The 23226-nt window shown below is 71.4% G+C and carries 23 protein-coding genes and 1 tRNA gene; 10 read left to right on the top strand and 14 right to left on the bottom strand.

The annotated features are described in order from the left end of the window. Positions 1–60 precede the first annotated feature (60 nt). From FDO69_RS14190 to FDO69_RS14180, 3 genes are read right to left on the bottom strand one after another with little or no spacing between them, the layout of a single operon-like run. Positions 61–945, bottom strand: a complete 885-nt coding sequence (locus tag FDO69_RS14190) for an SDR family oxidoreductase (RefSeq protein ID WP_104780153.1) — start codon at positions 943–945, stop codon at positions 61–63. Beyond that, the gene (locus FDO69_RS14185; protein WP_234387932.1) at positions 942–1973 is read right to left on the bottom strand and encodes an alpha/beta fold hydrolase; all 1032 of its coding nucleotides are present in this window, start codon (positions 1971–1973) and stop codon (positions 942–944) included. The genes FDO69_RS14190 and FDO69_RS14185 overlap by 4 nt, the downstream gene beginning before the upstream one ends. Next, on the bottom strand, positions 1970–3484 hold the full coding sequence (locus tag FDO69_RS14180; protein WP_104780152.1) for a flavin-containing monooxygenase: 1515 nt from the start codon (positions 3482–3484) through the stop codon (positions 1970–1972). The genes FDO69_RS14185 and FDO69_RS14180 overlap by 4 nt, the downstream gene beginning before the upstream one ends. Positions 3485–3614: 130 nt before the next feature. On the opposite strand from FDO69_RS14180, the gene FDO69_RS14175 reads away from it, so the two are divergent. Further along, positions 3615–4256 carry a MerR family transcriptional regulator gene (locus FDO69_RS14175; protein WP_104780151.1) on the top strand — a complete coding sequence of 214 codons (642 nt, stop codon included), beginning with the start codon at positions 3615–3617 and terminating at the stop codon, positions 4254–4256. On the opposite strand, the gene FDO69_RS14170 is transcribed toward FDO69_RS14175, so the two are convergent. Beyond that, positions 4253–5056 carry an exodeoxyribonuclease III gene (locus tag FDO69_RS14170; RefSeq protein ID WP_104780150.1) on the bottom strand — a complete coding sequence of 268 codons (804 nt, stop codon included), beginning with the start codon at positions 5054–5056 and terminating at the stop codon, positions 4253–4255. The genes FDO69_RS14175 and FDO69_RS14170 overlap by 4 nt on opposite strands. Positions 5057–5116: 60 nt before the next feature. On the opposite strand from FDO69_RS14170, the gene FDO69_RS14165 reads away from it, so the two are divergent. Then, on the top strand, positions 5117–5593 hold the full coding sequence (locus FDO69_RS14165) for a GNAT family N-acetyltransferase (protein ID WP_104780149.1): 477 nt from the start codon (positions 5117–5119) through the stop codon (positions 5591–5593). A gap of 19 nt (positions 5594–5612) precedes the next feature. Here the strand turns inward: FDO69_RS14165 and FDO69_RS14160 are convergent, their stop codons facing one another. The 8 genes from FDO69_RS14160 to galU all read right to left on the bottom strand — a co-directional run bounded on the left by FDO69_RS14160 (position 5613) and on the right by galU (position 11794). Then, entirely contained in the window at positions 5613–6059 is a 447-nt protein-coding gene (locus tag FDO69_RS14160) for a hypothetical protein (protein WP_104780148.1), read from the bottom strand. A 153-nt stretch (positions 6060–6212) separates the two neighbouring features. After that, positions 6213–6286, bottom strand: a tRNA-Ala gene (locus tag FDO69_RS14155). 83 nt (positions 6287–6369) lie between these two features. Then, the gene (gene sepX, locus FDO69_RS14150) at positions 6370–7620 is read right to left on the bottom strand and encodes a divisome protein SepX/GlpR (RefSeq protein ID WP_104780147.1); all 1251 of its coding nucleotides are present in this window, start codon (positions 7618–7620) and stop codon (positions 6370–6372) included. 172 nt (positions 7621–7792) lie between these two features. Continuing rightward, positions 7793–8410 carry a GNAT family N-acetyltransferase gene (locus FDO69_RS14145; protein WP_104780299.1) on the bottom strand — a complete coding sequence of 206 codons (618 nt, stop codon included), beginning with the start codon at positions 8408–8410 and terminating at the stop codon, positions 7793–7795. Between the two features lie 26 nt (positions 8411–8436). Beyond that, entirely contained in the window at positions 8437–8937 is a 501-nt protein-coding gene (locus FDO69_RS14140) for a MogA/MoaB family molybdenum cofactor biosynthesis protein (RefSeq protein ID WP_104780146.1), read from the bottom strand. Beyond that, entirely contained in the window at positions 8934–9443 is a 510-nt protein-coding gene (moaC, locus tag FDO69_RS14135) for a cyclic pyranopterin monophosphate synthase MoaC (protein ID WP_104780145.1), read from the bottom strand. The genes FDO69_RS14140 and moaC overlap by 4 nt, the downstream gene beginning before the upstream one ends. Before the next feature lie 85 nt (positions 9444–9528). After that, a complete protein-coding gene (glp, locus tag FDO69_RS14130; protein ID WP_104780144.1) occupies positions 9529–10866 on the bottom strand; it encodes a molybdotransferase-like divisome protein Glp in 1338 nt (445 codons plus the stop codon). A gap of 4 nt (positions 10867–10870) precedes the next feature. Next, the gene (galU, locus tag FDO69_RS14125; RefSeq protein ID WP_104780298.1) at positions 10871–11794 is read right to left on the bottom strand and encodes a UTP--glucose-1-phosphate uridylyltransferase GalU; all 924 of its coding nucleotides are present in this window, start codon (positions 11792–11794) and stop codon (positions 10871–10873) included. A gap of 168 nt (positions 11795–11962) precedes the next feature. Here galU and FDO69_RS14120 point away from each other — a divergent pair, with 168 nt between their 5' ends. Beyond that, positions 11963–12511 (top strand): 5-formyltetrahydrofolate cyclo-ligase, encoded by a 549-nt coding sequence (locus FDO69_RS14120; protein ID WP_420878507.1) that lies wholly within the window; start codon positions 11963–11965, stop codon positions 12509–12511. Between the two features lie 278 nt (positions 12512–12789). Here the strand turns inward: FDO69_RS14120 and FDO69_RS14115 are convergent, their stop codons facing one another. Continuing rightward, positions 12790–15663: a penicillin acylase family protein gene (locus tag FDO69_RS14115; protein WP_104780142.1), complete on the bottom strand. Its 2874-nt coding sequence runs from the start codon at positions 15661–15663 to the stop codon at positions 12790–12792. Between the two features lie 238 nt (positions 15664–15901). On the opposite strand from FDO69_RS14115, the gene FDO69_RS14110 reads away from it, so the two are divergent. From FDO69_RS14110 to mscL, 6 genes are all read left to right on the top strand, one after another. Then, complete coding sequence (locus FDO69_RS14110) at positions 15902–17431, top strand: potassium/proton antiporter (protein ID WP_104780141.1); 1530 nt, start codon at positions 15902–15904, stop codon at positions 17429–17431. 282 nt (positions 17432–17713) lie between these two features. Continuing rightward, positions 17714–19006, top strand: coding sequence for an MFS transporter (locus FDO69_RS14105; RefSeq protein ID WP_104780140.1), 1293 nt, complete (start codon positions 17714–17716; stop codon positions 19004–19006). A 67-nt stretch (positions 19007–19073) separates the two neighbouring features. Beyond that, complete coding sequence (locus tag FDO69_RS14100) at positions 19074–19394, top strand: FmdB family zinc ribbon protein (protein ID WP_104780139.1); 321 nt, start codon at positions 19074–19076, stop codon at positions 19392–19394. Between the two features lie 77 nt (positions 19395–19471). Continuing rightward, positions 19472–20332: an S-methyl-5'-thioadenosine phosphorylase gene (locus FDO69_RS14095; protein ID WP_104780138.1), complete on the top strand. Its 861-nt coding sequence runs from the start codon at positions 19472–19474 to the stop codon at positions 20330–20332. A 151-nt stretch (positions 20333–20483) separates the two neighbouring features. Then, the gene (locus tag FDO69_RS14090; protein WP_234387931.1) at positions 20484–21074 is read left to right on the top strand and encodes a CpaB family protein; all 591 of its coding nucleotides are present in this window, start codon (positions 20484–20486) and stop codon (positions 21072–21074) included. 96 nt (positions 21075–21170) lie between these two features. Next, positions 21171–21629 (top strand): large conductance mechanosensitive channel protein MscL, encoded by a 459-nt coding sequence (mscL, locus tag FDO69_RS14085; protein WP_104780136.1) that lies wholly within the window; start codon positions 21171–21173, stop codon positions 21627–21629. 82 nt (positions 21630–21711) lie between these two features. Here the strand turns inward: mscL and FDO69_RS14080 are convergent, their stop codons facing one another. After that, on the bottom strand, positions 21712–21891 hold the full coding sequence (locus tag FDO69_RS14080; protein ID WP_053675926.1) for a hypothetical protein: 180 nt from the start codon (positions 21889–21891) through the stop codon (positions 21712–21714). A 56-nt stretch (positions 21892–21947) separates the two neighbouring features. On the opposite strand from FDO69_RS14080, the gene FDO69_RS14075 reads away from it, so the two are divergent. Continuing rightward, positions 21948–23177 carry a low temperature requirement protein A gene (locus FDO69_RS14075; RefSeq protein ID WP_104780135.1) on the top strand — a complete coding sequence of 410 codons (1230 nt, stop codon included), beginning with the start codon at positions 21948–21950 and terminating at the stop codon, positions 23175–23177. Positions 23178–23226 lie beyond the last annotated feature (49 nt).

Genomic DNA, 23226 nt, shown 5'->3' with positions numbered 1-23226 from the left:
TGGGGGTGAGGGGATCTGGCTCGATCAGATTCACACGGGTCGTGACCCTGCGCATGTCGATCACTTACGGAGCGTAGTCCGCTGCTGTTCGTCGGCCGCTCCACCGGCCCCGACGAGGCCCGTGCGCATGCCCGTCAGCCGGTCCGCGAACCGCCGCATCTCGCGCTGACCCACCGTCCCGATGACCGCGGGCAGGTAGCCGCGCACGCCCTGCATCCCGCGCAGCCACCACTGCCCGTACACATGGCTCGACCTGCGCTCGATCCCCTCCACGAGCCGGTCCACGGCCGGCCCCAGCGGGTAGGTCTTGTTGGACGGCCAGGGCAGCCGCTGCCTCAACTCCCGCATGACGTCGTCCCTGTCGGCCCCGCGCACCATGTCGGTGTCGGTCCACGACAGATAGCCGACACCCACCTTGACTCCCCGGTGCCCGACCTCGGCCCGCAGGCTGTGCGCGTACGCCTCCACGCCCGACTTGGACGCGCAGTACGCGGTCATCATCGGCGCCGGGGTGATCGCCGCGAGGGAGGCGATCTGCAGCAGATAGCCCCGGCTCCGCGTCAGCAGCGGCAGGAAGGCCCGGGCGGTCACCGCGGAACCGATCAGGTTCACCTCGATCACCCGCCGCCAGGACTCCGGGTCGGAGTCCGCGAACGGCCCTCCGGTGGCGACACCGGCGTTGGCGACGACGATGTCGACCCGGCCGAAGCGCTCCTCGACCTCGCTCGCCACGCGGGCCATCGCCTCGTGGTCGGTGACGTCGGCGTGCCAGTGGTCGCTGTCGCTGTGCAGCCGGCCGGAGACCTCCTTGAGCGCGTCCGGCTCCAGGCCGACCAGCGCTACCTTCACGCCCCGTGCGGAGAGCTTGCGGGCCAGCAACTCCCCGACGCCGCGCGCCGCTCCGGTCACCACGGCGACCTTGCCCTCGAGGTTCACCCTGCTCATGCGCTCTCCTCGGTTGCGACCCGGATGTGTGCGTGGGACTCGACGTATGCGTGGGACTCGACGTGTGCGTGGCCCTCGACGTGTGCGTGGCCCTCGACGCGTGTGTGGGCTTCGTTGTGTGCCCGGACCTCGACGTGTGCCCGGACGAGTTCCCGGATGGTGTCGCTGACCAGGTCGGGTGCCTCGACGGGCGTCATGTGGCCGATGCCGGGCAGTTCGACGAGCCCGGTGCAGTGCGGGAGGGCGGCGGCCAGGGCCCGGGCCTGCACCGGCGGCGTCAGCCGGTCCGCCGTACCGACGAGCACGGCCGTGGGCACGTCCAGCTCACGCACGCCGTGGTCGAGGTCGAGCAGGTCCAGCACCTGCGACCAGGAGTGGCGGACCTCGCGGGGGCAGGCGTGCACGATCCGGGCACACGCCTCGATCATGTGCGGGGCCGAACCGGGGCCCATCGTCCCGTACTTGAGGATGCGGCGGGCGAGCGGCGTGACCGGCCCGAGCGGGGCGCGGGAGCCGAGGATCCGCCGGGTCAGCCAGGTCCGTATCCGCCCGGGCCGCATCGGGACGACCGTGGAGGCCGCGACCAGCTGCGAACTGCCCGTGCTGCACAGCAGGACGGCAGCCGCGTGCGCCCGGAAGGCGGCTCTGCCGGAGGCCGCCATCACGGTCATCCCGCCCATGGAGTGCCCCGCGATGACGGCCTGTTCGCCGGGCGCGAGGGTCGCCTCGAGGACCGCTTCCAGGTCGTCGGCGAGCGCGTCGGAGCTGCTCGCGGGGCTCGCGGGGCTGCGGCCGTGACCGCGCTGGTCGTAGGCGATGACCCGGTGGTCGGCGGCCAGGTCACGCAGCTGCGCCGCCCAGAAGGCGGTGGAGCAGGTCCAGCCGTGGGCCAGGACGACGGCGGGGGCGCCCTCGGGCCCGTGGATCTCGACGTGCAGCCGGGCCCCGTCGGCGGAGACGGCGGTCAGCTCGCGCGCCGGGGCGGGCGGGGCGTAGGGCCCGGAGTCGACGTGCGGGAGGCGGCTCACGCGTCCACCCCGGCCGTCTGCGCGGCGGGCCTGCCGGTCACGGGTGCCCGCAGGACCTCGTACTCCGCGAGGTCCACCCGCCGCGTCGCCCGCCGGAACTCCCCGGTGGTGCCGGGCCAGATGGTGGTGTTGCGGCCGCTCGCGTCGAGGTACCAGCTGGTGCAGCCGCCGGTGTTCCACACGGTGCGCTTCATGCGCTCCTGCACCCGGTCGTTCCAGGTGCGCACGGCGTCCGGGCGGGCGTCGAGGGCGACCCGGCCGCCGAGGACGTCGAGCTGGCGGAGGTAGTCGGCGAGGTAGTTCAGCTGGGACTCGATCATCAGGATCATCGAATTGTTCCCGAGGCCCGTGTTGGGCCCGATGACCGTCATCCAGTTGGGGAAACCGGCCGCCGAGGCACCGCGCAGGGCCTCCATGCCCCCCTTCCAGGTCTCGGCGAGGGTCCGCCCGTCGGCGCCCACGACCCGCTCGGCGATGGGCATGTCGGTGACGTGGAAGCCGGTACCGAAGACGATCGCGTCCACCTCGGCCTCACTGCCGTCGGCGGCGACGAGGGTCGAGCCGCGGACCTCGGCCAGCCCGCTCGCGATCACGTCCACATTCGGCTGTGCGAGCGCCGGGTAGTAGTCGCTGGACAGCAGGATCCGCTTGCAGCCGATGCGGTAGTCGGGGGTGAGCTTCGCCCGCAGGGCCGGATCCTTGATGGACCGGGCCATGTTGCGCCGGGCCAGGTCCTCGACGAGCCCGAGCTGCTTCGGACGCTTGGTGAACGCCTGGACCTGCAACTCGCGGATGCCCCACAGCAGTCCGCGCCGCACCTGCGAGGTGAAGGGGAACCGCCGGTGCACCCACCGCTCGGCGTCGCTGATCGCCCGGTCCATGCGGGGCATCACCCAAGGGGCTGTGCGCTGGAACAACGTGAGCCGCGAGACGTCGGGCTGGATCGACGGCACGATCTGGGCGGCCGAGGCGCCGGTCCCCACCATCGCGACGCGCTTGCCACGCAGGTCGTAGTCGTGGTCCCAGCGGGCCGAGTGGAACACCTTGCCCGGGAAGGACTCCAGCCCGGGGATGTCCGGCACCTTCGGGTCGGACAGCGGCCCCGTCGCCGACACGACCAGATCCGCCGACAGGTTCCCGCTGCTGGTCTCGATGTCCCAGCACAACCGCTCGCCGTTCCAGCTCATCCGCTTCACCTCCGAGTCGAAGCGGATGTGCGGCCGCAGCCGGAACACGTCCGTCACGTGCTCCAGGTAGGCGCGGATGTGCTCCTGCCCCGAGAAGGTGCGCGGCCAGTCGGGATGGGGCGCGAAGGAGAACGAGTAGAGGTGCGAGGGCACGTCACACCGGCATCCCGGGTAGCTGTTGTCCCGCCAGGTGCCGCCGACACTGCTCGCCCGCTCCAGGACGACGAAGTCGGTGACACCCTCGCGACGCAGCCGCACGGCGGCCCCCAGCCCGCCGAACCCGGACCCGACCACCGCGACCCGCACATGCTCGCGCTCGCCCATGCCGACACCTCCACGCACCACGAGAACCGTGCCAGTGAACACTGGCGCAATGGGAGCGTAGGGCAGCGGCGTACTGATGGGTAGGGGGCGAGGCGAGGAAGTTACCCGCAGTACGCCTTAAGGTGCCCAGGTGGCCGAGAAGCGTGAATACCGCATGGAAGAGCTGGCCCGGCTCGCCGGGATCACGGTGCGCACCCTGCGCTTCTACCGCGAACGCAAACTGATCCCGCCACCCCGCCGCGAGGGCCGCATCGCCTGGTACGACGACCATCACCTGGCCAGGCTGCGCACGATCACGGCACTGCTGGAGCGCGGCCACACCCTCAACGGCATCGCGGAACTGGCGGAGGCCTTCGATCACGGCCGGGACGTCGGCGACCTGCTCGGCGTCGGCGGCCCCACCGAGGAGGAGCCCGTCCACCTCACCCCCGAGGAACTCGCCGACCACTACGCGGGCGAGGCCACACCCGAGAACCTCGCCGCCGCGATGGAACTCGGCTACCTCGGCACCGACGGCGAGGAGATCGTCCACATAAGCCGCCGCCTGCTGGACGTCTCATCGGCCCTGGTCCACGAGGGCATCCCCCTCGCGGAGGTCCTCCGCGCCGCCCAGCAGGTCCGCACCCACGCCGACGCCCTCGCCGACCTCTTTACCGACCTGGTCCTGCGCCACACCTCCGCCCAGGACCTCCCCCGCCTGCGCCCCCTGGCCCGCAGCGTGGTGGAGGCGGAGCTGTCACTGGCGCTGGACCGGAGGATGCGAAAGCCCTAGCGGTCGTAGACCACGGTCACCGGCGCGTGGTCGGACCACCGCTCGGCGTGCGTGGCCGCCCGCTCCACGAACCCCTTGACCGCGCGCTCGGTCAGCCCCGGGGTGGCCACGTGGTAGTCGATCCTCCATCCTGAGTCATTGTCGAAGGCCCGCCCCCGGTACGACCACCACGAGTACGGCCCCTCGGTGTCCGGGTGCAGGGCGCGTACGACGTCGACGTACCCGCCGTCGGCCGGGTCGAGCACCTGGCCGAGCCACTCGCGCTCCTCGGGCAGGAACCCGGAGTTCTTCTGGTTGCCGCGCCAGTTCTTCAGGTCGGCCCGCTGGTGGGCGATGTTCCAGTCGCCGCAGACGAGCACCTCGCGCCCGTCGGCGGCCGCACGCTCCCGCAGCCCCTTCAGGTGGACGAGGAACTCGCCCATGAAGCGTTCCTTCTCGTCCTGCCGCTCGGTGCCGACCTCACCGGAGGGCAGGTAGAGGGACGCCACGGTGACGCCCGGCAGGTCGATCTCCACGTACCGCCCGCTGCCGTCGAACTCCTCCGAGCCGAAGCCGATCCGGACCCGGTCGGGCTCGCGGCGGCTGTACAGGGACACCCCGGCCCGGCCCTTGGCGGCGGCCGGCGCGTGCACCACATGCCACCCCTCGGGCGTGCGGACGTGCTCCGGCAGCTGCTCCGGCTCGGCGCGCACCTCCTGCAGGCACAGCACATCGGCTTCGGTGTCGGCGAGCCACTCCACGAAGCCCTTCTTCGCGGCGGCACGCAGCCCGTTCACATTCACAGTTGTCACAGTGAGCACCCCGGCACGATACCGGCACGCTGGACGAGGTCCAGTTCCAGATCGAATACGGTAGCGGCCATGCACATACGCCGGGTCTCCTTCGACCACCCCGACGCCATGAAGCTGAACGACCAGGTCCAGGCCGAGTACGCCGTCCGCTACGGCGACGACGGCGACGCCACGCCCATGGCCGCCGCGGACTTCGACCCGCCGAACGGCGTCTACCTGATCGCGTACGACGAGCACGGCACCCCCGTCGCCTCGGGCGGCTGGCGCTCCCAGGACAGCAACGGCGAGGGCAACCTCGACGGCGACGCCGAGCTCAAGCGCATGTACGTGGTCGACGCCATGCGCGGCCGGGGTCTGGCCCGGCGCGTCCTGGCCGCTCTGGAGGAGGACGCCCGCGCCGCGGGCCGCCGCCGCATGGTCCTGGAGACCGGCACCAAGCAGCCCGAGGCCATTGCCCTGTACACGTCCAGCGGTTACGAGCCGTGCGCCAAGTTCGGCTATTACCGCTTCCACGACGCGAGCCGCTGCTTCGCGAAGCGACTCTGACCACACGGCTGACGAGGGCTCAGCGACCGTCCCGGGCGCGGCCCTTGTCACGCGCCGCGCGCTGCCCGCGCTGCCGCCACCACTCGGTCACCGAGCCGCTCTCGCCCCGCCGGTGCGGCGGCACCAGCGCCTTCGGCCAGTTGAACCAGGCGATCGTCAGATGCAGCGCCGTCCAAGGGAGCGAGCCAAGGATGAAGAGCGCACTGACATGCACCAGTGCGAGCCCCGCGACGCCCTCGGCAGCGGTGGCGGCGGCGACTCCGACCGTGAGGCAGACCGCCCAGGCGGCGAGGGCGACGATGCCGCGCTCGTGCCCGCGTACGACCGACGGGTTCCACGAGTACCCGTACGGGATGTCGGGCGCACGGTCGGAGCCGATCCAGTGCAGCCACGCCGCCCGGACGAGGAACAGGTCCATCCCGCCTGCGAGGACGGCGGCGACGGCGTCGGGAACGAGGTGTGCCACGGCAGCTCCGCGGTGAGCGCATCGGCTGGACGCCCCAGTGTCCGCGGTGAGATCGCGAAGGAGATCCATGGCCCGGCCAAGCTTGGGCAATGGTGTGGCGCTGAACACACGTCAGAGCCCCGATCGGTTTCCCGACCGGGGCTCTGAGCTGCGTGGACCTGAGGGGATTTGAACCCCTGGCCCCCTCGATGCGAACGAGGTGCGCTACCGGACTGCGCCACAGGCCCTTGCAACGAGTGAAACTTTAGCACCCCGATCGGCCTGCTTGGAAATCCGTTCCCCAGGGGCGGTCACCTGCGACTTCGCGGCGCTACTCATTCGCGGCCCGGGGCCGCTCCCCGTCCTCGTACTGGTCGAACAGCGGGGTGCGGCCGCGCTCCCGGGCCCGTCGGGCGGAGGCCGCCCTGGGGGTCCCCCCGCGCGAGCGCGTGCGTGCATGGGGGAGGGCGTCGGTGTGTCCGTCGCCGTCACCGGCGTCCGGGTCGGACGGGTGCGGCTCGCCCGGGTGGTCGGCGGCGCCTGAGTCGTTCTCCGCGTCCGGGGTCACCGTGCTCGACCGGGCCGAGCTCCAGGTGTCGGGTGCCCCGAGGTCCACGTCGCTGGTGGCGCGCGGGGCGACCGGAGCCGTCACATAGGTCGGCAGGGGGACCGGCACCGGCTCCCAGCTGTCGCCGCCCTGCCCGGGCCGCCGCCGGCGCTCGCGCTGCTGGTCGACCCACTCCGCGTGGTCGGTCTGCTCGACGAGGGCGCGCCGGTCCGCCGCGAGGGCCGAGAGGCCGGGGTCGGTCACCGACTCGGGTCCCTCCTCCGTTTCGTCGCTCTCCTCGTCGGCCAGGGCGCGTCGGCGGGGCTGGCGCTGCCGCTCCCGCAGGCGCTGGGCCGCGGCCTCGGCCATCCGCCGGTCCATCTGGTAGGTGAAGCGACGGCGCTCCTGGGAGCGCAGATAGGCGATGTAGACGCTGAGCATGACCGCGGGCACGCCGGGGGCCCACAGGAACGCGAGTCCCCCGACCGCGGCGACGATCGCGCCGAGAGTGAAGGCGAGGAACAGCATGGTGGTGGTGCGCCGACGGCGCGCGAGGACCTTCGAGCGCCGGGCTCGTGCCGCGGCCGCCTGGTTCGCCTGCGCCGAGGGGCCGCGCCGGGCGGCGGGCACCCGCTCCCGGGGGCGCCCGGAGCGCGCCGCGTTGGGTGCGGGCGACTGCCGGGCCTGGGGTTCGGGGGCCGCCGGGCGGGCCGGCTGCTCGGGGGCGGGCGACGGTACGGGTGCCTGGGTCTGCGGACGGGTCTTGGACACGGCGAAGGCCCGGACGTCCACCGAGTCGGTGACGGCGTCCGGGTTCTCGGCGCCCTGCTCCCCCTCGTCGGTGGAGCGCGCCCGCAGGTCCTTGGCGTACCGGCGCTCCATTCCCGCCCGTCCGGACAGCAGCCGGATGGCGGTGCTGAAGCGTTCCGTCGGACGGGCCTCGTTCAGCTCGTCCTGCCTACGGAGCCACATCGGCACCAAGTAGGCGGCCCAGGCCCCGACAATGACTGCGTAGATGAGGCCGCTGCTGCTCACGTCTCACACCGTAGAGGGGTTTGTGTGAGGCCATCTGCCAATTGAGCCGGTGTGTCGCACGATCTGGCTGATATTTCTAACTTTTTTTGTGACCGATGCGATCAGCAGACCACTCGGGCCGGGAATTCATTGCCCTGAGATGGTCATCGGCCGATCAATTTCGAACATGTATTCAATTTCCGGGGTGGCGCCGCATTCCGGGGTTGCTCTGCGACCGTGCCCGGTGCCAGCGCTTCAGCAAGCCGTCCGGCACCTCCTCGGCCGTCAGGGCGAAGACGAGATGGTCGCGCCATGCTCCGTCGATGTGGAGATAGCGCGGCCGCAGCCCCTCCTCGCGGAATCCGAGTTTTTCCACGACCCGGCGGCTGGGCCCGTTCTCCGGGCGAATGCAGACTTCGATGCGGTGCAGTCCGACGGTGCGGAAACAGTGGTCCACGACGAGCGCCACCGACGTCGGCATCACCCCGCGGCCGGCCACCGACTCGTCCACCCAGTACCCGACGTGCCCCGAGCACATCGAGCCCCAGGTGATCCCGGCGACGGTCAACTGCCCGACCAGCCGCCCCTGGTACTCGATGACGAAGGGCAGCATCCGGCCCGCGTTCGCCTCCGACCTCAGATGGCGGACCATCTGGCGGAAGGTGGGGCGGTGCGCCATCGGCCCGCCCGGTGCGGGCGGCGGGATCGTCGCCTCCCAGGGGCGCAGCCAGTCGCGGTTGCGCCGGTTGACCTCGCGCCATGCCCGCTGGTCGCGCAGCTTTATCGGCCTGAGGACGATGTCGCCGTCCACCAGCTCCACGGGCCAGGATGGGCTGTTCAGCTCGCACCCCCGGTGCCCGGTCTGGGGTGGTCGCCGCCCCGGAGCTGCTCGACTGCGTGGACGAGCAGCGGCTCCAGGACGGCGAGGCCGTCCTTCACGCCGCCGCTGGAGCCGGGCAGATTGACGATCAGCGTGCCGCCCGCCACTCCGGCCAGGCCCCGGGAGAGCGCCGCGGTGGGCACCTTCTCGCGGCCGAACGCCCGGATGGCCTCGGCGATGCCCGGCACCTCGTGGTCGATCACGCGGCGGGTCGCCTCGGGCGTGCGGTCGGTGGGCGAGATGCCCGTGCCGCCGGTGGTGACGATGACGTCGTAGCCGGCGTCGACACCGGCGCGCAGGGCCGCCTCCACGGGGTCGCCGTCGGGGACGACCTGGGGGCCGTCGACCTCGAAGCCGAAGCCCTTCAGGCCGTCCGAGACCATCGGGCCGCCCTTGTCCTCGTAGATCCCGGCGGCGGCCCGGTTCGAGGCCGTGACGACGAGAGCGCGGTACGTCATGACCGACTCCAGTCGCCCGACTTGCCGCCCGTCTTCTCCTCCACCCGTACGTCCGTGATGACCGCTCCCTTGTCGACCGCCTTGACCATGTCGATCACGGTGAGCGCGGCGACGGAGACCGCGGTGAGGGCCTCCATCTCGACACCCGTGCGGTCCGTCGTCTTCACGGTGGCCAGGATCTCCACGGCGTCGTCCGCGACCGACAGGTCCAGTTTCACACCGGACACCGACAACGGGTGACAGAGCGGGATCAGGTCGGGGGTGCGTTTGGCGCCCATGATCCCCGCGATCCGCGCGGTCGCGAGGGCGTCGCCCTTCGGGACGCCCTCGCCGCGCAGCAGTTCGATCACACGGGGCGAGACGAGGACGCGTCCGCTGGCGCGGGCGGTGCGCGCGGTCACGTCCTTCTCCGACACGTCGACCATGCGGGCGGCGCCCGCCTCGTCGATGTGCGTCAGCCGGTCCGGCGTACGGCCGTCCTGCGGGGGTGGGTCCTGCGTGCTCATGCTGTGTGGCGCTCCCGGTCCGGGCCCGTCGCGGTGCGGCGCACGGGCCTGTTGTGCGCGACACGGTACCCCCAACCAGCGGCTATCAGCCGAGCAGGACCACCTCGACCTCGGTGCCGGGTTCGACGCAGACGGTGTCCTCGGGGACGGCGATCAGGGCGTCCGCGTGGGCGAGGGCGGCGACCAGGTGGGACCCGGCGCCACCGACCGGCGTGACCTCGCCGTCGGCGTAGGTACCGCGCAGGAACTGCCGGCGGCCCTTCGGGGAGGTCAGGGCCTTGCCGGCGGACAGGGTCGCCCGGGTCGTCGGGCGGTGGACGTCCTTCAGCCCCATGAGGGTGCGGATCGCGGGTCGCACGAACAGCTCGAAGGAGACGTACGACGACACCGGATTGCCGGGCAGGGCCAGCAGCGGGGTGTGGTCGGGGCCGATGGAGCCGAAGCCCTGGGGCTTGCCGGGCTGCATGGCCAGCTTGCGGAACTCGATGCCGCTGCCGGCCTCGTCCTCGTCGCCGACGTGGGACAGCGCCTCCTTGACCACGTCGTACGCGCCGACACTCACGCCTCCGGTGGTCACCACCAGGTCGGCGCGGACCAGCTGGTCCTCGATGGTGGAACGCAGGGTCTCGGCGTCGTCGGCGACGGCTCCCACGCGGTAGGCGATCGCGCCGGCGTCGCGGGCGGCGGCGGTGAGGGCGAAGCTGTTGGAGTCGTAGATCTGACCGGTGCCCAGTTCCGTGTCCGGCTGGACGAGTTCGCTGCCGGTGGAGAGCACCACCACGCGCGGGCGCGGGTGTACCCGGACGGTGCCGCGGCCGATCGCGGCGAGCAGGGAGATCTGAGGCGGGCCGAGGACGGTGCCGGCCTCCAGGGCGCGGTCGCCGGCCTTCACGTCGCTGCCCTTCGCGCGCACGTGCGCGCGTGCCTCGGCCGGGCGGTACACGTGCACGTGCCCGGTGGCGCCCTCGGGGCCGAGGCTGCGGGCACGCATGCCGTGCACCGGGCCCTCGCCGAGACCGCCGTCGGTCCACTCGACGGGCACGACCGTCTCGGCGCCGGGCGGCAGCGGGGCGCCGGTCATGATGCGGGCGGCCTGACCGGGGCCCACGGGGAGCAGTTCGGCCTGGCCCGCGGCGACGTCCCCGACGACCTCCAGGGCCGCCGGGAACTCCTCGCTCGCGCCCGCGACGTCCGCGACCCGTACCGCGTAGCCGTCCATCGAGCTGTTGTCGAAGGGCGGCAGGGACACCGGCACCGTGATGTCCTCGACGAGGACGCAGCCCTGGGCGTCGAGCAGGTGCAGCTCGATGGGTTCCAGGGGCCGGACGGTGGCGAGGATGTCCTCCAGGTGCTCGTCCACCGACCAGAGGTGGTCGGGGCCGAAGTCGTCCTGGCCGGTGACGTGGGGCGCGGCGCTGCTCAACGTGCTACATCTCCTCGGCTACGTAACTGCGAAGCCAGGTCCGGAAGTCCGGGCCCAGGTCTTCACGTTCGCATGCGAGTCGGACAATGGCACGCAGGTAGTCGCCGCGGTCGCCGGTGTCATAGCGGCGGCCCTTGAAGACGACGCCGTGCACCGGGCCGCCGATCTTCTCCGCGGCGGGAGCCGCTGATGTATACGTTTCGGCGAGCTGCTGGAGGGCGTCGGTGAGCTGGATCTCGCCGCCGCGGCCGGGCTCGGTCCGGCGCAGTATGTCGAAGATGTGCGGGTCGAGGACGTAGCGGCCGATGACGGCGTAGTTGGAGGGCGCGTCGGCCGGTTCGGGCTTCTCGATGAGGCCGCTGACCTGGACGACGTCGCTGTCCTCGGTGGTCTCCACGGCCGCGCAGCCGTAGAGGTGGATCTGCTCGGGGTCGACCTCCATGAGCGCGATGACGCTGCCGCCGCGCTGCTCCTGGACCTCGACCATGCGCTGCAGCAGCGGGTCGCGGGGGTCGATGAGGTCGTCGCCGAGGAGGACCGCGAAGGGCTCGTCACCCACGTGCGGGGCGGCGCACAGGACGGCGTGGCCGAGGCCCTTGGGGTCGCCCTGGCGGACGTAGTGCATGGTCGCGAGGTCGCTGGACTCCTGCACCTTGGCGAGACGACCGGCGTCGCCCTTCTTCTGGAGAGCCGACTCCAGCTCGTAGTTGCGGTCGAAGTGGTCCTCGAGGGGGCGCTTGTTGCGGCCCGTCACCATGAGGACGTCGTCGAGACCCGCCGCGACGGCCTCCTCGACCACGTACTGGATCGCGGGCTTGTCCACGACCGGCAGCATCTCCTTGGGAGTGGCTTTGGTGGCCGGCAGGAACCGGGTGCCGAGGCCTGCTGCGGGAATGACAGCCTTGCTGATCCGAGGGTGCTGAGTCATGTCGGCCACCCTATCCGGTGCCTTTGCATGGAATCTGTGGCTCCGGTTCATAGGAGCTCATATGAGCGTATTGCGACGGTACGGGAGCAACCATTGAGGCCTATCGCACGTCCGGGCGAGCCTGACAAGCGGAGTTTGCGGCGCGGGTTCCTCGCGGTGAGGAGCAGGTTGACGGCGGATGACCTGCGGGAAACGTCGGCCGCGCTGGCCGGGCGGGCGCTGGAGCTGCCCGAGTTGGCGGGGGCCGGCACGGTCGCGGCGTACGTCTCCGTGGGGAGTGAACCCGGCACTCTCGCGCTGCTGGACGCGCTGCGTGCCCGGGGCGTGCGCGTGCTGCTTCCGGTCCTGCTGCCCGACAACGACCTCGACTGGGGCGCGTACGAGGGCGAGAGCTCACTCGCGCCCGTCCGGCACGGCGGCAGGATGGCCCTCCTGGAGCCCGTGGGCGAGCGCCTCGGGCCGGACGCGGTGACCACCGCCGACGCCGTGCTGCTGCCGGGCCTCGCGGTGGACGCGCGCGGAATGCGGCTCGGGCGGGGCGGCGGCTCGTACGACCGGGTCCTCACGCGGCTGGAGCGGGCGGGCGCTCATCCCGCCCTGGTGGTGCTGCTGTACGACTCCGAGGTCGTCGGACACGTCCCGGAAGAGCCGCACGACCGGCCGGTGCACGCGGTGGTGACACCGTCGGGAGTACGGCGGTTCGGGCAGGCGCCCTGACAAGGCAGTCGCTCTGAGCGGGTTGGCCCTCTGAGGCGTTGGTGCCCTGAGCAGGTTGGGGCCCTGAGCAGGTTGGGGCCCTGAGCAGGTTGGCGCGCTGAGGAGGTTGGTGCGCTGAGGAGGTTGGTGCGCTGCCAGGATCGGCGCCCTGACCGGCTTGGCGCCCTGAGAGGGTTGGCGCGCTGCCAGGATCGGCACCCAGACCGGGTTGGCGCCCTGACGCGAAGCGGCCCTCCACGCGTGCGTGGAGGGCCGCTCGTCCTGCCGGCGTCAGTGGCTCACGGCTTGAGCACCAACTTGTCGGCCGTGCTCTTCTCGACCGCCTGGTCCGAGAAGGCCCACGGCAGCAGTTCGCCGTCGGCCCACTTGTCGGTCTGGTCGACGTAGTGGGCGCTGTAGGCGTGCCCGGAGGCTCCGGTGAGGTTGATCCACTTCGACTTGTCGAGGTCGCCGAGGTTCACCACCATACGCATCGACGGCACCCACACCACCTCGTAGCCGCCGGCCGCGTTCCAGCCGGTCGCGTTGACCGTGGCCTCGCCGCCGCCGAGCTCCCAGGGGCCGCGGTTGAGGGCGTACTGGATGAAACCGGGGCCCGCGGTGCCGAGGGTCTGGTTCTTCAGGAACAGGCGGTGCAGCCGGCCCCAGCTCCAGGTGTCGATGTCCTTGCCGAGCTTGGCGGTCAGCTCCCAGCGGGCGTCGATCATGGCCCGCTTGAACAGCTGGTCGCGGTTGTGGGCGGCCGGGCGGGTGCCCACCTCGGGGGTCGTCCACCAGTCGCTGTCCGGCTGGTTCATGAGCCCCCGGACCACCTCGAACCACCGGTCGCCGCCGTCCGGCTGCGCCTGGTCGGGGTCGCGCTGGCCGCACTCGCGGACCTTCTCGGCCTCGTCGGCCGGGCCGGTGTCGTTGACCGGCTCGACCCACAGGCACTGGCCCTTGGGCCGCAGCTCCTTGGGCAGCTTGTTGCCGAAGGAGAGCTTGAGGATGTTGCGCCAGACGGCGTTGAAGTAGGCGGCCGCGGCGGAGTCGGCGTCCTGGGTGTAGTCCCAGCCCTCCAGGAGCTTCTGCGCCTCGCGGACGTCCTTGTTCTCCGGGTCGATCTTCAGCAGCGTGGGCACCAGCAGCCGGGCGATCTCGCTGCTGTTGTCCAGCTGCATCTGGCGCATGTCGTCCGTGGAGATCTTGCCGCCGTCCTTGATCTTCGACTGGATCAGGTCGGTGATCCGCTGGCTGCGCGCGCCGTAGCCCCAGTCCGCGGTGAGCGTGTAGGGGTACTTGTCCGGGTCGATCACGGCCTGGTTGGCGGTGACGATGTAGCCGCGCTCCGGGTCGTACTCGTAGGGCAGCGCGTCCTGCGGGATGTAGCCGGTCCAGCGGTACTCGGGGTCCCAGCCGGGCGCCGGGATGGAGCCGTTGTCCTTCTTCGCGCGGAGGGGGATCTTCCCCGGCAGCGTGTAGCCGATGTGGTTCTCGTTGTCGGCGTAGACCAGGTTCTGCGAGGGCACCTCGAACTGCGACGCGGCCTTGCGGAAGTCGCCCCAGTTCTTCGCCTTGTCCATGGCGAAGACGGCGTCCATGGTGGTGCCGGGCTGCAGGGCGGTCCAGCGCAGCGCGACGCCGTAGCCGTCGCCTCTGTCGGGCGCGGCGGTGTCGACGGTGGCCTTCTTGCCGACCTTGACGAGCTCCTCGTCGCGGTCGGACAGCAGGGGGCCGTTGTTGGTCTCGCGGACGACGATCTTCTTGGGTGAGCCGCCGGCGACCTTGATGGTCTCCTCGCGGGTCTCGAAGGGCTTGACCTTGCCGTCGTACAGGTAGCCGTTGCCGTTGATCTTCTCCAGGTAGAGGTCCGTGACGTCCACGCCGGAGTTGGTCATGCCCCAGGCGATGTCCTGGTTGTGACCGATGATCACGCCGGGCATACCGGCGAAGGTGTAGCCGCTGACGTCGTACTGGCAGGTGCTGGAGACGCTGCGGCAGTGCAGGCCCATCTGGTACCAGACGGACGGCAGGGAGGGCGACAGGTGCGGGTCGTTGGCCAGCAGCGGCTTGCCGGTGATGGTGTACTTCCCGCCGACGACCCAGGAGTTGGAGCCGATACCGTCGCCGTTCACTCCGACGGCCGGCGGGAGGTCGTCCAGGACCCGGGTCAGACCGCCGAGCTGGCTGTCCAGGCCCGCGGTGCCCGAGGCGCCGGAGGCGGTGCCCGCCGTACCGGAGGCGGTGCCCGCCGTACCGGAGGCGGTGCCGCCGGTACCCGAGCCGCCGGACGCGGCGCCGGTGGAGGTGCCGCCGGTTCCGCTCGTGCCGGAGGCGCCGCTCGGACCGGACGTGCCACCCGTGCCGGACGTGCCGCTCGTGCCGCCCTGCTCGAACGCCCCCGTCAGCTCGTTGTACTGGCCCTCCTGGACGATCGCCTTGTTCCGGCTGTACGGGTACTGCGGGTACAGGTCGGCGATCTGCTTCGGGCCGAGGCGGCTGGTCAGCAGGGCGCGGTCGATCTCGTCCTGCATGTTGCCGCGCAGGTCCCAGGCCATCGCCTTCAGCCAGGAGATCGAGTCGACCGGGGTCCACGCCTGCGGCTTGTAGTCGTTGGTGAAGCCCAGCGCCGCGTACTCCAGGGAGATGTCCTCGCCGTCCTTGCCCTGGAGGTAGGAGTTGACGCCCTGGGCGTAGGCCTGGAGGTACTTCTTCGTGGAGGCCGACAGCTTGGTGTCGTACTCCTGCTTGGCGACCCGGTCCCAGCCGAGGGTGCGCAGGAACTCGTCGTTGTCGACCTGGCTCTTGCCGAACATCTCCGACAGCCGGCCGGAGGCCATGTGGCGGCGGACGTCCATCTCGTAGAACCGGTCCTGCGCCTGGACGTAGCCCTGCGCCATGAACAGGTCCGCGTCGGAGGACGCGTAGATCTGCGGGATGCCGTAGTTGTCGCGTTTGACCTCGACGGGACCCGAGAGGCCCTTCAGTGTCAGGGTGCCCTTGGTCTGCGGGAAGGAGGCCCGGACGGTACTGATGGACCAGTACGACCCGTACGCCACGCCCCCGATGAGGGCCAGCACCAGGACGAGCACGAATAGGCGGGCTTTGCGCCCCTTTCTCCTGCCGGACTTGCCGGGCTGCTGACCCGTGGAGGCGGTGGTGTTGGGGGGCATCGCTGTCCTTGCTGTCCTAACGCGAGCGGCAGGTTCGGCTGTGCTTTTAACTGAGCGCTGGAGCAACGATAGGCGCAGGGCCTTGCGCCCCTTGACGCGGAGTCGGGATCAAGCCCGGACGGACGTTCGATCTTGCCCCCGGAAGCGTCAAGAAATCGTCAAGAGTTAGGTAAGGTAACGAAGTAGTTGGCGCGCTGCGCCACAGCTTCATGTGCGATGTACGTGAGCCCACGCGCGCGTGCGTGCGGGCCAGGGAAGGATTCGGCCGCTGACTGTTCACCACCTCAACCAGCTCCTGCTCGTCTGCTCGCTCGTCCTGCTCGTCGCCGTCGCAGCGGTACGGATCTCCTCGCGCAGCGGGCTCCCCAGCCTGCTCGTGTACCTGGGGATAGGCGTCGCCATGGGCCAGGACGGCGTGGGCGACATCCACTTCGACAACGCCGAACTGACCCAGGTCATCGGATACGCGGCCCTGGTCGTGATCCTGGCCGAGGGCGGTCTGGGCACGAAGTGGAAGGAGATCAAGCCGGCCCTGCCGGCCGCCACGGCACTGGCGCTGGCCGGTGTCGCGGTGAGCGTCGGGGTCACGGCGTCGGCCGCGCACTATCTCATCGGACTGGAGTGGCGGCAGGCGCTCATCATCGGGGCGGTCGTCTCCTCGACGGACGCGGCGGCCGTCTTCTCCGTGCTGCGCAAGATCCCGCTGCCCGCGCGCGTGACGGGCACGCTGGAGGCGGAGTCCGGCTTCAACGACGCCCCGGTGGTCATCCTCGTGGTGTCCCTGTCCACGGCCGGTCCCGTCGACCACTGGTACACGCTGCTGGGCGTGATCGTGGGGGAACTGGCCATCGGCGCGGCCATCGGCCTCGCGGTGGGATGGCTGGGCTCCTGGGGCCTCAGGCACGTGGCCCTGCCCGCGTCCGGCCTCTACCCGATCGCCGTCATGGCGATCGCCGTGGTGGCGTACGCGGCCGGCGCGCTGGCGCACGGCAGCGGCTTCCTCGCGGTGTACCTCGCCGCGATGGTGATGGGCAACGCGCGGCTGCCGCACTGGCCGGCCACGCGCGGATTCGCCGACGGGCTCGGCTGGATGGCCCAGATCGGCATGTTCGTGCTGCTCGGCCTGCTGGTCACCCCGCACGAGCTGGGCGACGACATCGTCCCCGCACTGGTCATCGGGCTGGTCCTGACCATGGTGGCCCGGCCGCTGAGCGTGGTGCTCTGCCTGTCGCCGTTCCGGGTGCCCTGGCAGGAGCAGACCCTGATGTCGTGGGCGGGACTGCGCGGCGCCGTGCCCATCATCCTGGCGACCATCCCCATGGTGCAGGGCGTCGACGCCAGCCGCCGGATCTTCAACATCGTCTTCGTGCTGGTCGTCGTCTACACCCTGGTCCAGGGCCCGACACTGCCCTGGCTGGGCCGCAAGCTGCGGCTCGGCGACGGCTCGGAGGCCGCCGACCTCGGCATCGAGTCGGCACCGCTGGAGCGGCTGCGCGGCCATCTGCTGTCCGTGGCCATCCCCGGCGAATCGAAGATGCACGGTGTGGAGGTGGCCGAGCTGCGGCTGCCGCACGGCGCCGCCGTGACGCTCATCGTGCGCGGGGGCGAGTCCTTCGTGCCGCTGCCGACGACGATTCTGCAACGCGGGGACGAGCTCCTCGTGGTCGCCACGGACCCCGTCCGGGACGCGACCGAGAACCGGCTGCGGGCCGTGGGACACGGCGGCAAGCTGGCCGGCTGGCTGGGGACGGGCGGGACCAGCGCCTGAGAGGGCGGTGCCTGAGAGGGCGGTTTGCGCCCTTTGTGATTCACAGGGCGGCCAACCCATGGTGCTCACTTTCACAGGCACACGCCCCCTTGATCCCTGTACGATGAAGGCGTTACCCAGATCGAACCAACTCTGCCTGACGCAGAGCTGGCGCGACCGTATGGCGGTCGGGACACCCCTCCTCACCGGGCCCCGGCATCTACCGCAGTTCCGCGCAAGAGGACAGCTCTCGGCGCCGCCCGCTACGGGGCCGCGCTACCAGGCGGCAGAAAGGCACGGGCCGTGGTGTCCACGGTCACCTCGAAGGCGTCGGAGAACCCGACGGCTTCCGCCCGCCCGGGATACGGCCGGCTGCTGCGCACCCGCGGCGCCTGGACGTTCCTGATCCCCGGCTTCGCGGCACGCCAGCCGTTCGCGATGCTGACCATCTCCATCGTGCTGCTGGTGCAGCACACCACCGGCTCCTACGGAGCCGCGGGCGCCGCCGCGGCCGTCACCGGTGTCTCCATGGCCGTGTTCGCGCCCTACAGCGGCCGCCTCGCCGACCGCCACGGGCAGCGCGCCGTGCTGATCCCCGGCGTGCTGCTGCACGCACTGGCCGGGCTGACGCTGACTGCCCTCGCGCTGCTGGACGCGCCCTTGTGGGCGGTGTTCGTGGCGGCCGTCCCGACCGGTGCCTCGGTGCCGCAGGTCGGCCCGATGGTGCGGGCCCGCTGGGGCGTGAAGCTCAAGGACTCGCCCCTGATGACCACCGCGGCGGCCTTCGAGTCCGTCACGGACGAGCTGACCTTCGTGGTCGGACCGCTGCTGGCCACCGCCCTGTGCACGGCCGTCGACCCGGCCGCCGGACTCGTCACCGAGGCCTCGCTGACCCTGATCGGCGGCCTGCTGTTCGCCGCGCAGAAGAGCACGCAGCCCTCGGTCGCCGGCAGCGGGCACGCGCGCGTGGAGCACGCTTCGGCCCTGCGCGTCCCCGGGGTGCGCGTGCTGATCGTGACCTTCCTGGGCATCGGCACCGTCTTCGGCGGCATGCAGGTCTCCCTGGCCGCGTTCACCGAGTCGATCGGCGAACCGGGCCTGAACGGCGTCCTCTACGGCGTCTTCGCCGCGGGCAACATGCTCTCCGGCGTGGTCTGCGGCGCGATCGCCTGGAAGGCGGCCCCGCAGCGGCGCCTGGTCGTCGGCTACGCGGCGCTCGCCCTGACCGCGTCGGGCCTGTGGGCCGCCCACTCGGTGCTGGTCCTCGCGGGCCTCGGCCTGCTGGTCGGCATGTGCATCGCGCCCTCCCTGATCACCGGCTACACCCTGGTCGACAGCCTGGTCCCGGCCGGTGCCCGCACCGAGGCCTTCACCTGGCTGACCGGAGCGGTGGCGCTCGGCCAGGCCGCCGCCGTCACGGTCGCGGGACAGCTGGAGGACCGCTTCTGGGGAGGTGCCGGTTTCCTGGTGCCGATGGGCGGCACGCTGCTGGCCCTGGTGACCCTCCTGGCCCTGCGTTCCCGGCTGGTGGCGCGGGGCAGCGGCCGGACCGTCGCACGTGGCGTGGGTCACCGCGTGCCGGTGGCAGTGGACTGAGCGGCCGGAATACGTCACTATGGATCGTCGTTAGCACTCATCGAGTGAGAGTGCCAGGAGGAAGACAGTGCCGACCTACCAGTACCAGTGCACCGAGTGCGGCGAAGGCCTCGAGGCGGTGCAGAAGTTCACCGACGACGCCCTCACCGAGTGCCCCAACTGCCAGGGCCGCCTGAAGAAGGTGTTCTCGGCGGTCGGCATCGTCTTCAAGGGCTCCGGCTTCTACCGGAACGACAGCCGCGGCTCCTCGTCGAGCAGCTCCCCGGCGAAGTCGTCGAGCACCTCGTCCTCGGGCTCGTCGTCCTCCGACTCCGGCTCGTCGAGCTCCGGCTCGAGCTCGTCGTCGAGCACCAGCAGCTCCTCCAGCAGCAGCACCACCGCCGCGTAAGGCCTGATTCTTACGGGACCCTGTCACCTTCGGGCGACGGGGTCCTCGGCGTTTCCGCCTGCGGTTAGGGTGCGGGCATGGCGAACAAGGCGAACGCGACGGACCAGGCAGGCGCCGGGATCGGCGTCATCGGCGGCTCGGGGTTCTACTCCTTCCTCGACGACGTGACCGAGATCCAGGTCGACACCCCGTACGGGCCGCCCAGCGACTCCCTCTTCCTCGGTGACGTCGCCGGCCGGCGGGTCGCCTTCCTGCCGCGGCACGGACGGGGGCACCACCTGCCACCGCACCGGATCAACTACCGCGCCAACCTGTGGGCGCTGCGCTCGGTCGGGGTGCGCCAGGTCCTCGCCCCGTGCGCCGTGGGCGGTCTGCGCCCCGAGTACGGGCCGGGCACGCTGCTGGTCCCGGACCAGCTGGTCGACCGCACGAAGTCCCGCACGGGCACCTTCTTCGACGGGCTGCCGCTGCCCGACGGCTCGGTGCCGAACGTGGTGCACGTGTCGCTGGCCGACCCCTACTGCCCCGCCGGGCGGGCCGTCGCGCTGAAGGCGGCGCGCGGCCGGGACTGGGAGCCGGTGGACGGCGGCACGCTGGTCGTCGTCGAGGGGCCGCGCTTCTCCACCCGTGCGGAATCGTTGTGGCACCAGGCGCAGGGCTGGTCGGTGGTGGGCATGACCGGCCATCCCGAGGCGGCGCTCGCCCGTGAGCTGGAGCTCTGCTACACGTCCCTGACCCTGGTCACCGACCTCGACGCGGGTGCCGAGACGGGTGAGGGGGTCTCGCACGACGAGGTGCTCCGGGTGTTCGCGGCGAACGTGGACCGGCTGCGGGGGGTGCTGTTCGACGCGGTGGCCGGGTTGCCCGGGGAGGGCGAGCGGGACTGTTTGTGTGTGAGCGCGCTGGGCGGGATGGATCCGGGGTTCGTGCTGCCGTAGGGGTCGGCTCGACGTACCAACCCGGAAGTCGCCGTTCGGGTGAGGGAGTTGTCCACAGATTCGCTGTGGGTCCACAGGCCTGAGCGGGCGGTGGCGCGAGGCCTCATCGTGGGGAGCGCAAGCCGGTCCCTCGTCGCAGGTGGTGGTCTCCGTGCCCTTCCCTCGTTCCTCGGTCGTGTCCTCTCCTCCCTCCTGGTCGCTCGCCTCGGGCCCGCCCGGGGCGGAGGTGCCCGCGACCCGTGAGGTGCCGCGGTTCGACCCGGTACGGGTACGCGGCGGTCACCGCTCCGGCCGGCTCGTCCGGCACCGGCGGCGGGCCCTGGCCGTCGGACTCGCGGTCACGGCGACGGCGCTCGTGGCGGCGGGTCCGCGCGACACCGACGGGGCCCGTGGTCATCCCCGGGCCCGGCCTCCCGCGGACACGGCGACGATGTCCGGGCAGCAGCCCGCGCACCCGCGTCGTGCCGCGGGGTCGGTCACCGCCCCGGTCCGGATCTCGGACGCGGCCACCGTGCGGCTGCTGCGGCCCGGTGACCGGGTCGACGTCATCGCCGCGGAGGGGGCGGTGCCGGGTGGCGATGCCCGGGTGGTCGCGCGCGGGGCCAGGGTGACGACGGTGCCGGAGCCGGTGGAGGGCGCGGGCGACAGCGGGGCGCTGGTCGTGCTCTCGGTGCCCCGGGCCGTCGCGGCGCGGCTGGCCGGTGCCGGTGCCACCGGGCGGTTGGCGGTGACGTTGTGGTGACTCCGGAGGGACCCAGGTGCTCGGTGCGGGCCGGCGTTGACGTAGGTTGCGGAGCGTTTTGTTCCACAAGCTGCTCGTGTGAGGAGACGCCCCGAGGTGAGAGAGAAGAAGGAGCCGAGCGTCCTGCAGGGCTTCAAGGCCTTCCTGATGCGCGGGAACGTCGTCGATCTGGCGGTGGCGGTGGTGATCGGTGCCGCCTTCACCAACATCGTGAACGCCGTGGTGAAGGGGATCATCAACCCGGTCGTCGGTGCCATCGGGACCAAGAACCTCGACCACTACAGCTCGTGCCTGAGCTCGAAGTGCCAGGGCGAGAAAGGCATCCAGATCCTGTGGGGCTCCGTTCTGGGTGCCGCCCTGAGCTTCGTGATCACCGCAGCGGTCGTCTACTTCCTGATGGTCCTGCCCATGGCGAAGTACCTGGCTCGGCAGGAGGCCCGCCGGAAGGCCAAGGAGGGCACGCAGGAGATCATCGAGGTGACCGAGCTGGAGGTCCTGAAGGAGATCCGGGACGCCCTGGTCGCCCAGCGCGGCTCGGGACACGACCGGCAGTAACAGCGCTGCGGGCGGCGGTCCGGGCGGCTCGGAAGCGGGCGCGGGCAGCTCGGAAGCAGGCGGGGGCGGCCGCCCGGCCGGTTCAGATGTGGTGGGGCGGCTTCTCGTCCAGGAAGCGCTTGAGGTCCGCCGCGCTGCCGCCGGAGTCGGTGCGCTCGCCCCATCCGCGGTCGGTGTCGTCGGAGGACTGCTGGTCGAGCGGGTCGTCGAAGACCAGCGCGGGCTTCGGCTCGCGCGGCTCGGGGCCGGGGACGGTACTCATGCAACCAGGGTACGGTCGCGGAGACATTCCCCGTGCCTTCTGCTGTGCTGGGACGCATGACGTCCAGCCCCACTCCCCCGCCCGTCCCCTCCGGCGCGCCCGGCGACCGGGGACCGCTGCGCAGTCTCAGGGCCCGCGGCCGCGACGAGGCGCACCGGACGGCCTCGCCGCTGGAGCTCTTCTTCGACCTGTGCTTCGTCGTGGCCGTCGCCCAGGCCGGCATCGGACTGGTGCACTCGGTCGCCGAGGGGCACGCGGGCCAGGGGATCCTCGACTACGCGATGGTGTTCTTCGCCCTGTGGTGGGCCTGGATGAACTTCACCTGGTTCGCCTCGGCGTACGACAACGACGACGTGCTCTACCGGGTCGTCACGCTGGTGCAGATCGCGGGTGTGCTGGTCCTCGCGGCAGGGGTCTCGCAGGCGTTCCAGGAGCACGACTACCTCGTGGTCTGGCTGGGCTACGCGATCATGCGGGTGGCCATGGCGACGCAGTGGCTGCGGGCGGCCCGGGCCGGGGAGGGCCCGGAGCGCACGACTGCCCTGCGCTACGCCGGCGGCGTGCTGGCGTGCCAGGTCGGCTGGCTGGGGCTGCTGTTCCTGCCCGAGGGGGCCCGGCCCTGGTGGTTCCTGGTGATGGCGCTGCTGGAGATGTGCGTGCCGCCCCTCGCGGAGAGGGGTCACACCACGTCCTGGCATCCCCGTCACATCGCGGAGCGGTACGGGCTGTTCACCATCATCGTGCTCGGCGAGACGATCGCGGCGGCCACGATCGCGGTGAAGTCCGGCATCGACGAGAACGACGCGCTGGGCGAGCTCCTCCCCATCGCGGCGGGCGGGCTGCTGGTCGTCTTCGCGGCCTGGTGGATCTACTTCGTGGTGCCTATCCACGGCCATCTGCGATCCAACCGGCAGGCGTTCCTGTGGGGGTACGGCCACTACCTGGTGTTCGCCTCCGCCGCGGCGATCGGGGCCGGGCTGGAGGTCGCGGTGGAGGAGACGGTCGGCAAGGCGCACATCTCCACGCTGGCGGCGTCGGCTGCCGTGACCCTGCCGACGGCTCTGTACCTGCTCACCGTGTGGGCCCTGCACTCGCGCCACTTCAAGCGGGGCATCACCCAGCAGCTGGTGCTGCCGACGACCGCCCTGCTGGTGATCTGCTGCACGTTCCTGGGGCACTGGGCGGTGTTCGCGGCAGGCGTGGTCTGCGCGCTGTCGGTGGTGGCCGGAGAGAGTGTGGCCGCGCGCCGGGCGGCCGGGGAGAGCGGGCCGGCGCGCACCGGATGAGGGCGCCGGCTTTTCCCTCCATGCGCACGTCGACCGGCTGACGCGGCGC

The sequence above is a fragment of the Streptomyces tibetensis genome, assembly GCF_007655005.1.
In the GTDB taxonomy this organism is placed as follows: domain Bacteria; phylum Actinomycetota; class Actinomycetes; order Streptomycetales; family Streptomycetaceae; genus Streptomyces; species Streptomyces tibetensis.
The sequence above is the reverse complement of the archived record's forward strand: the minus strand, read 5'-3'. Positions and strand labels throughout refer to the sequence as shown.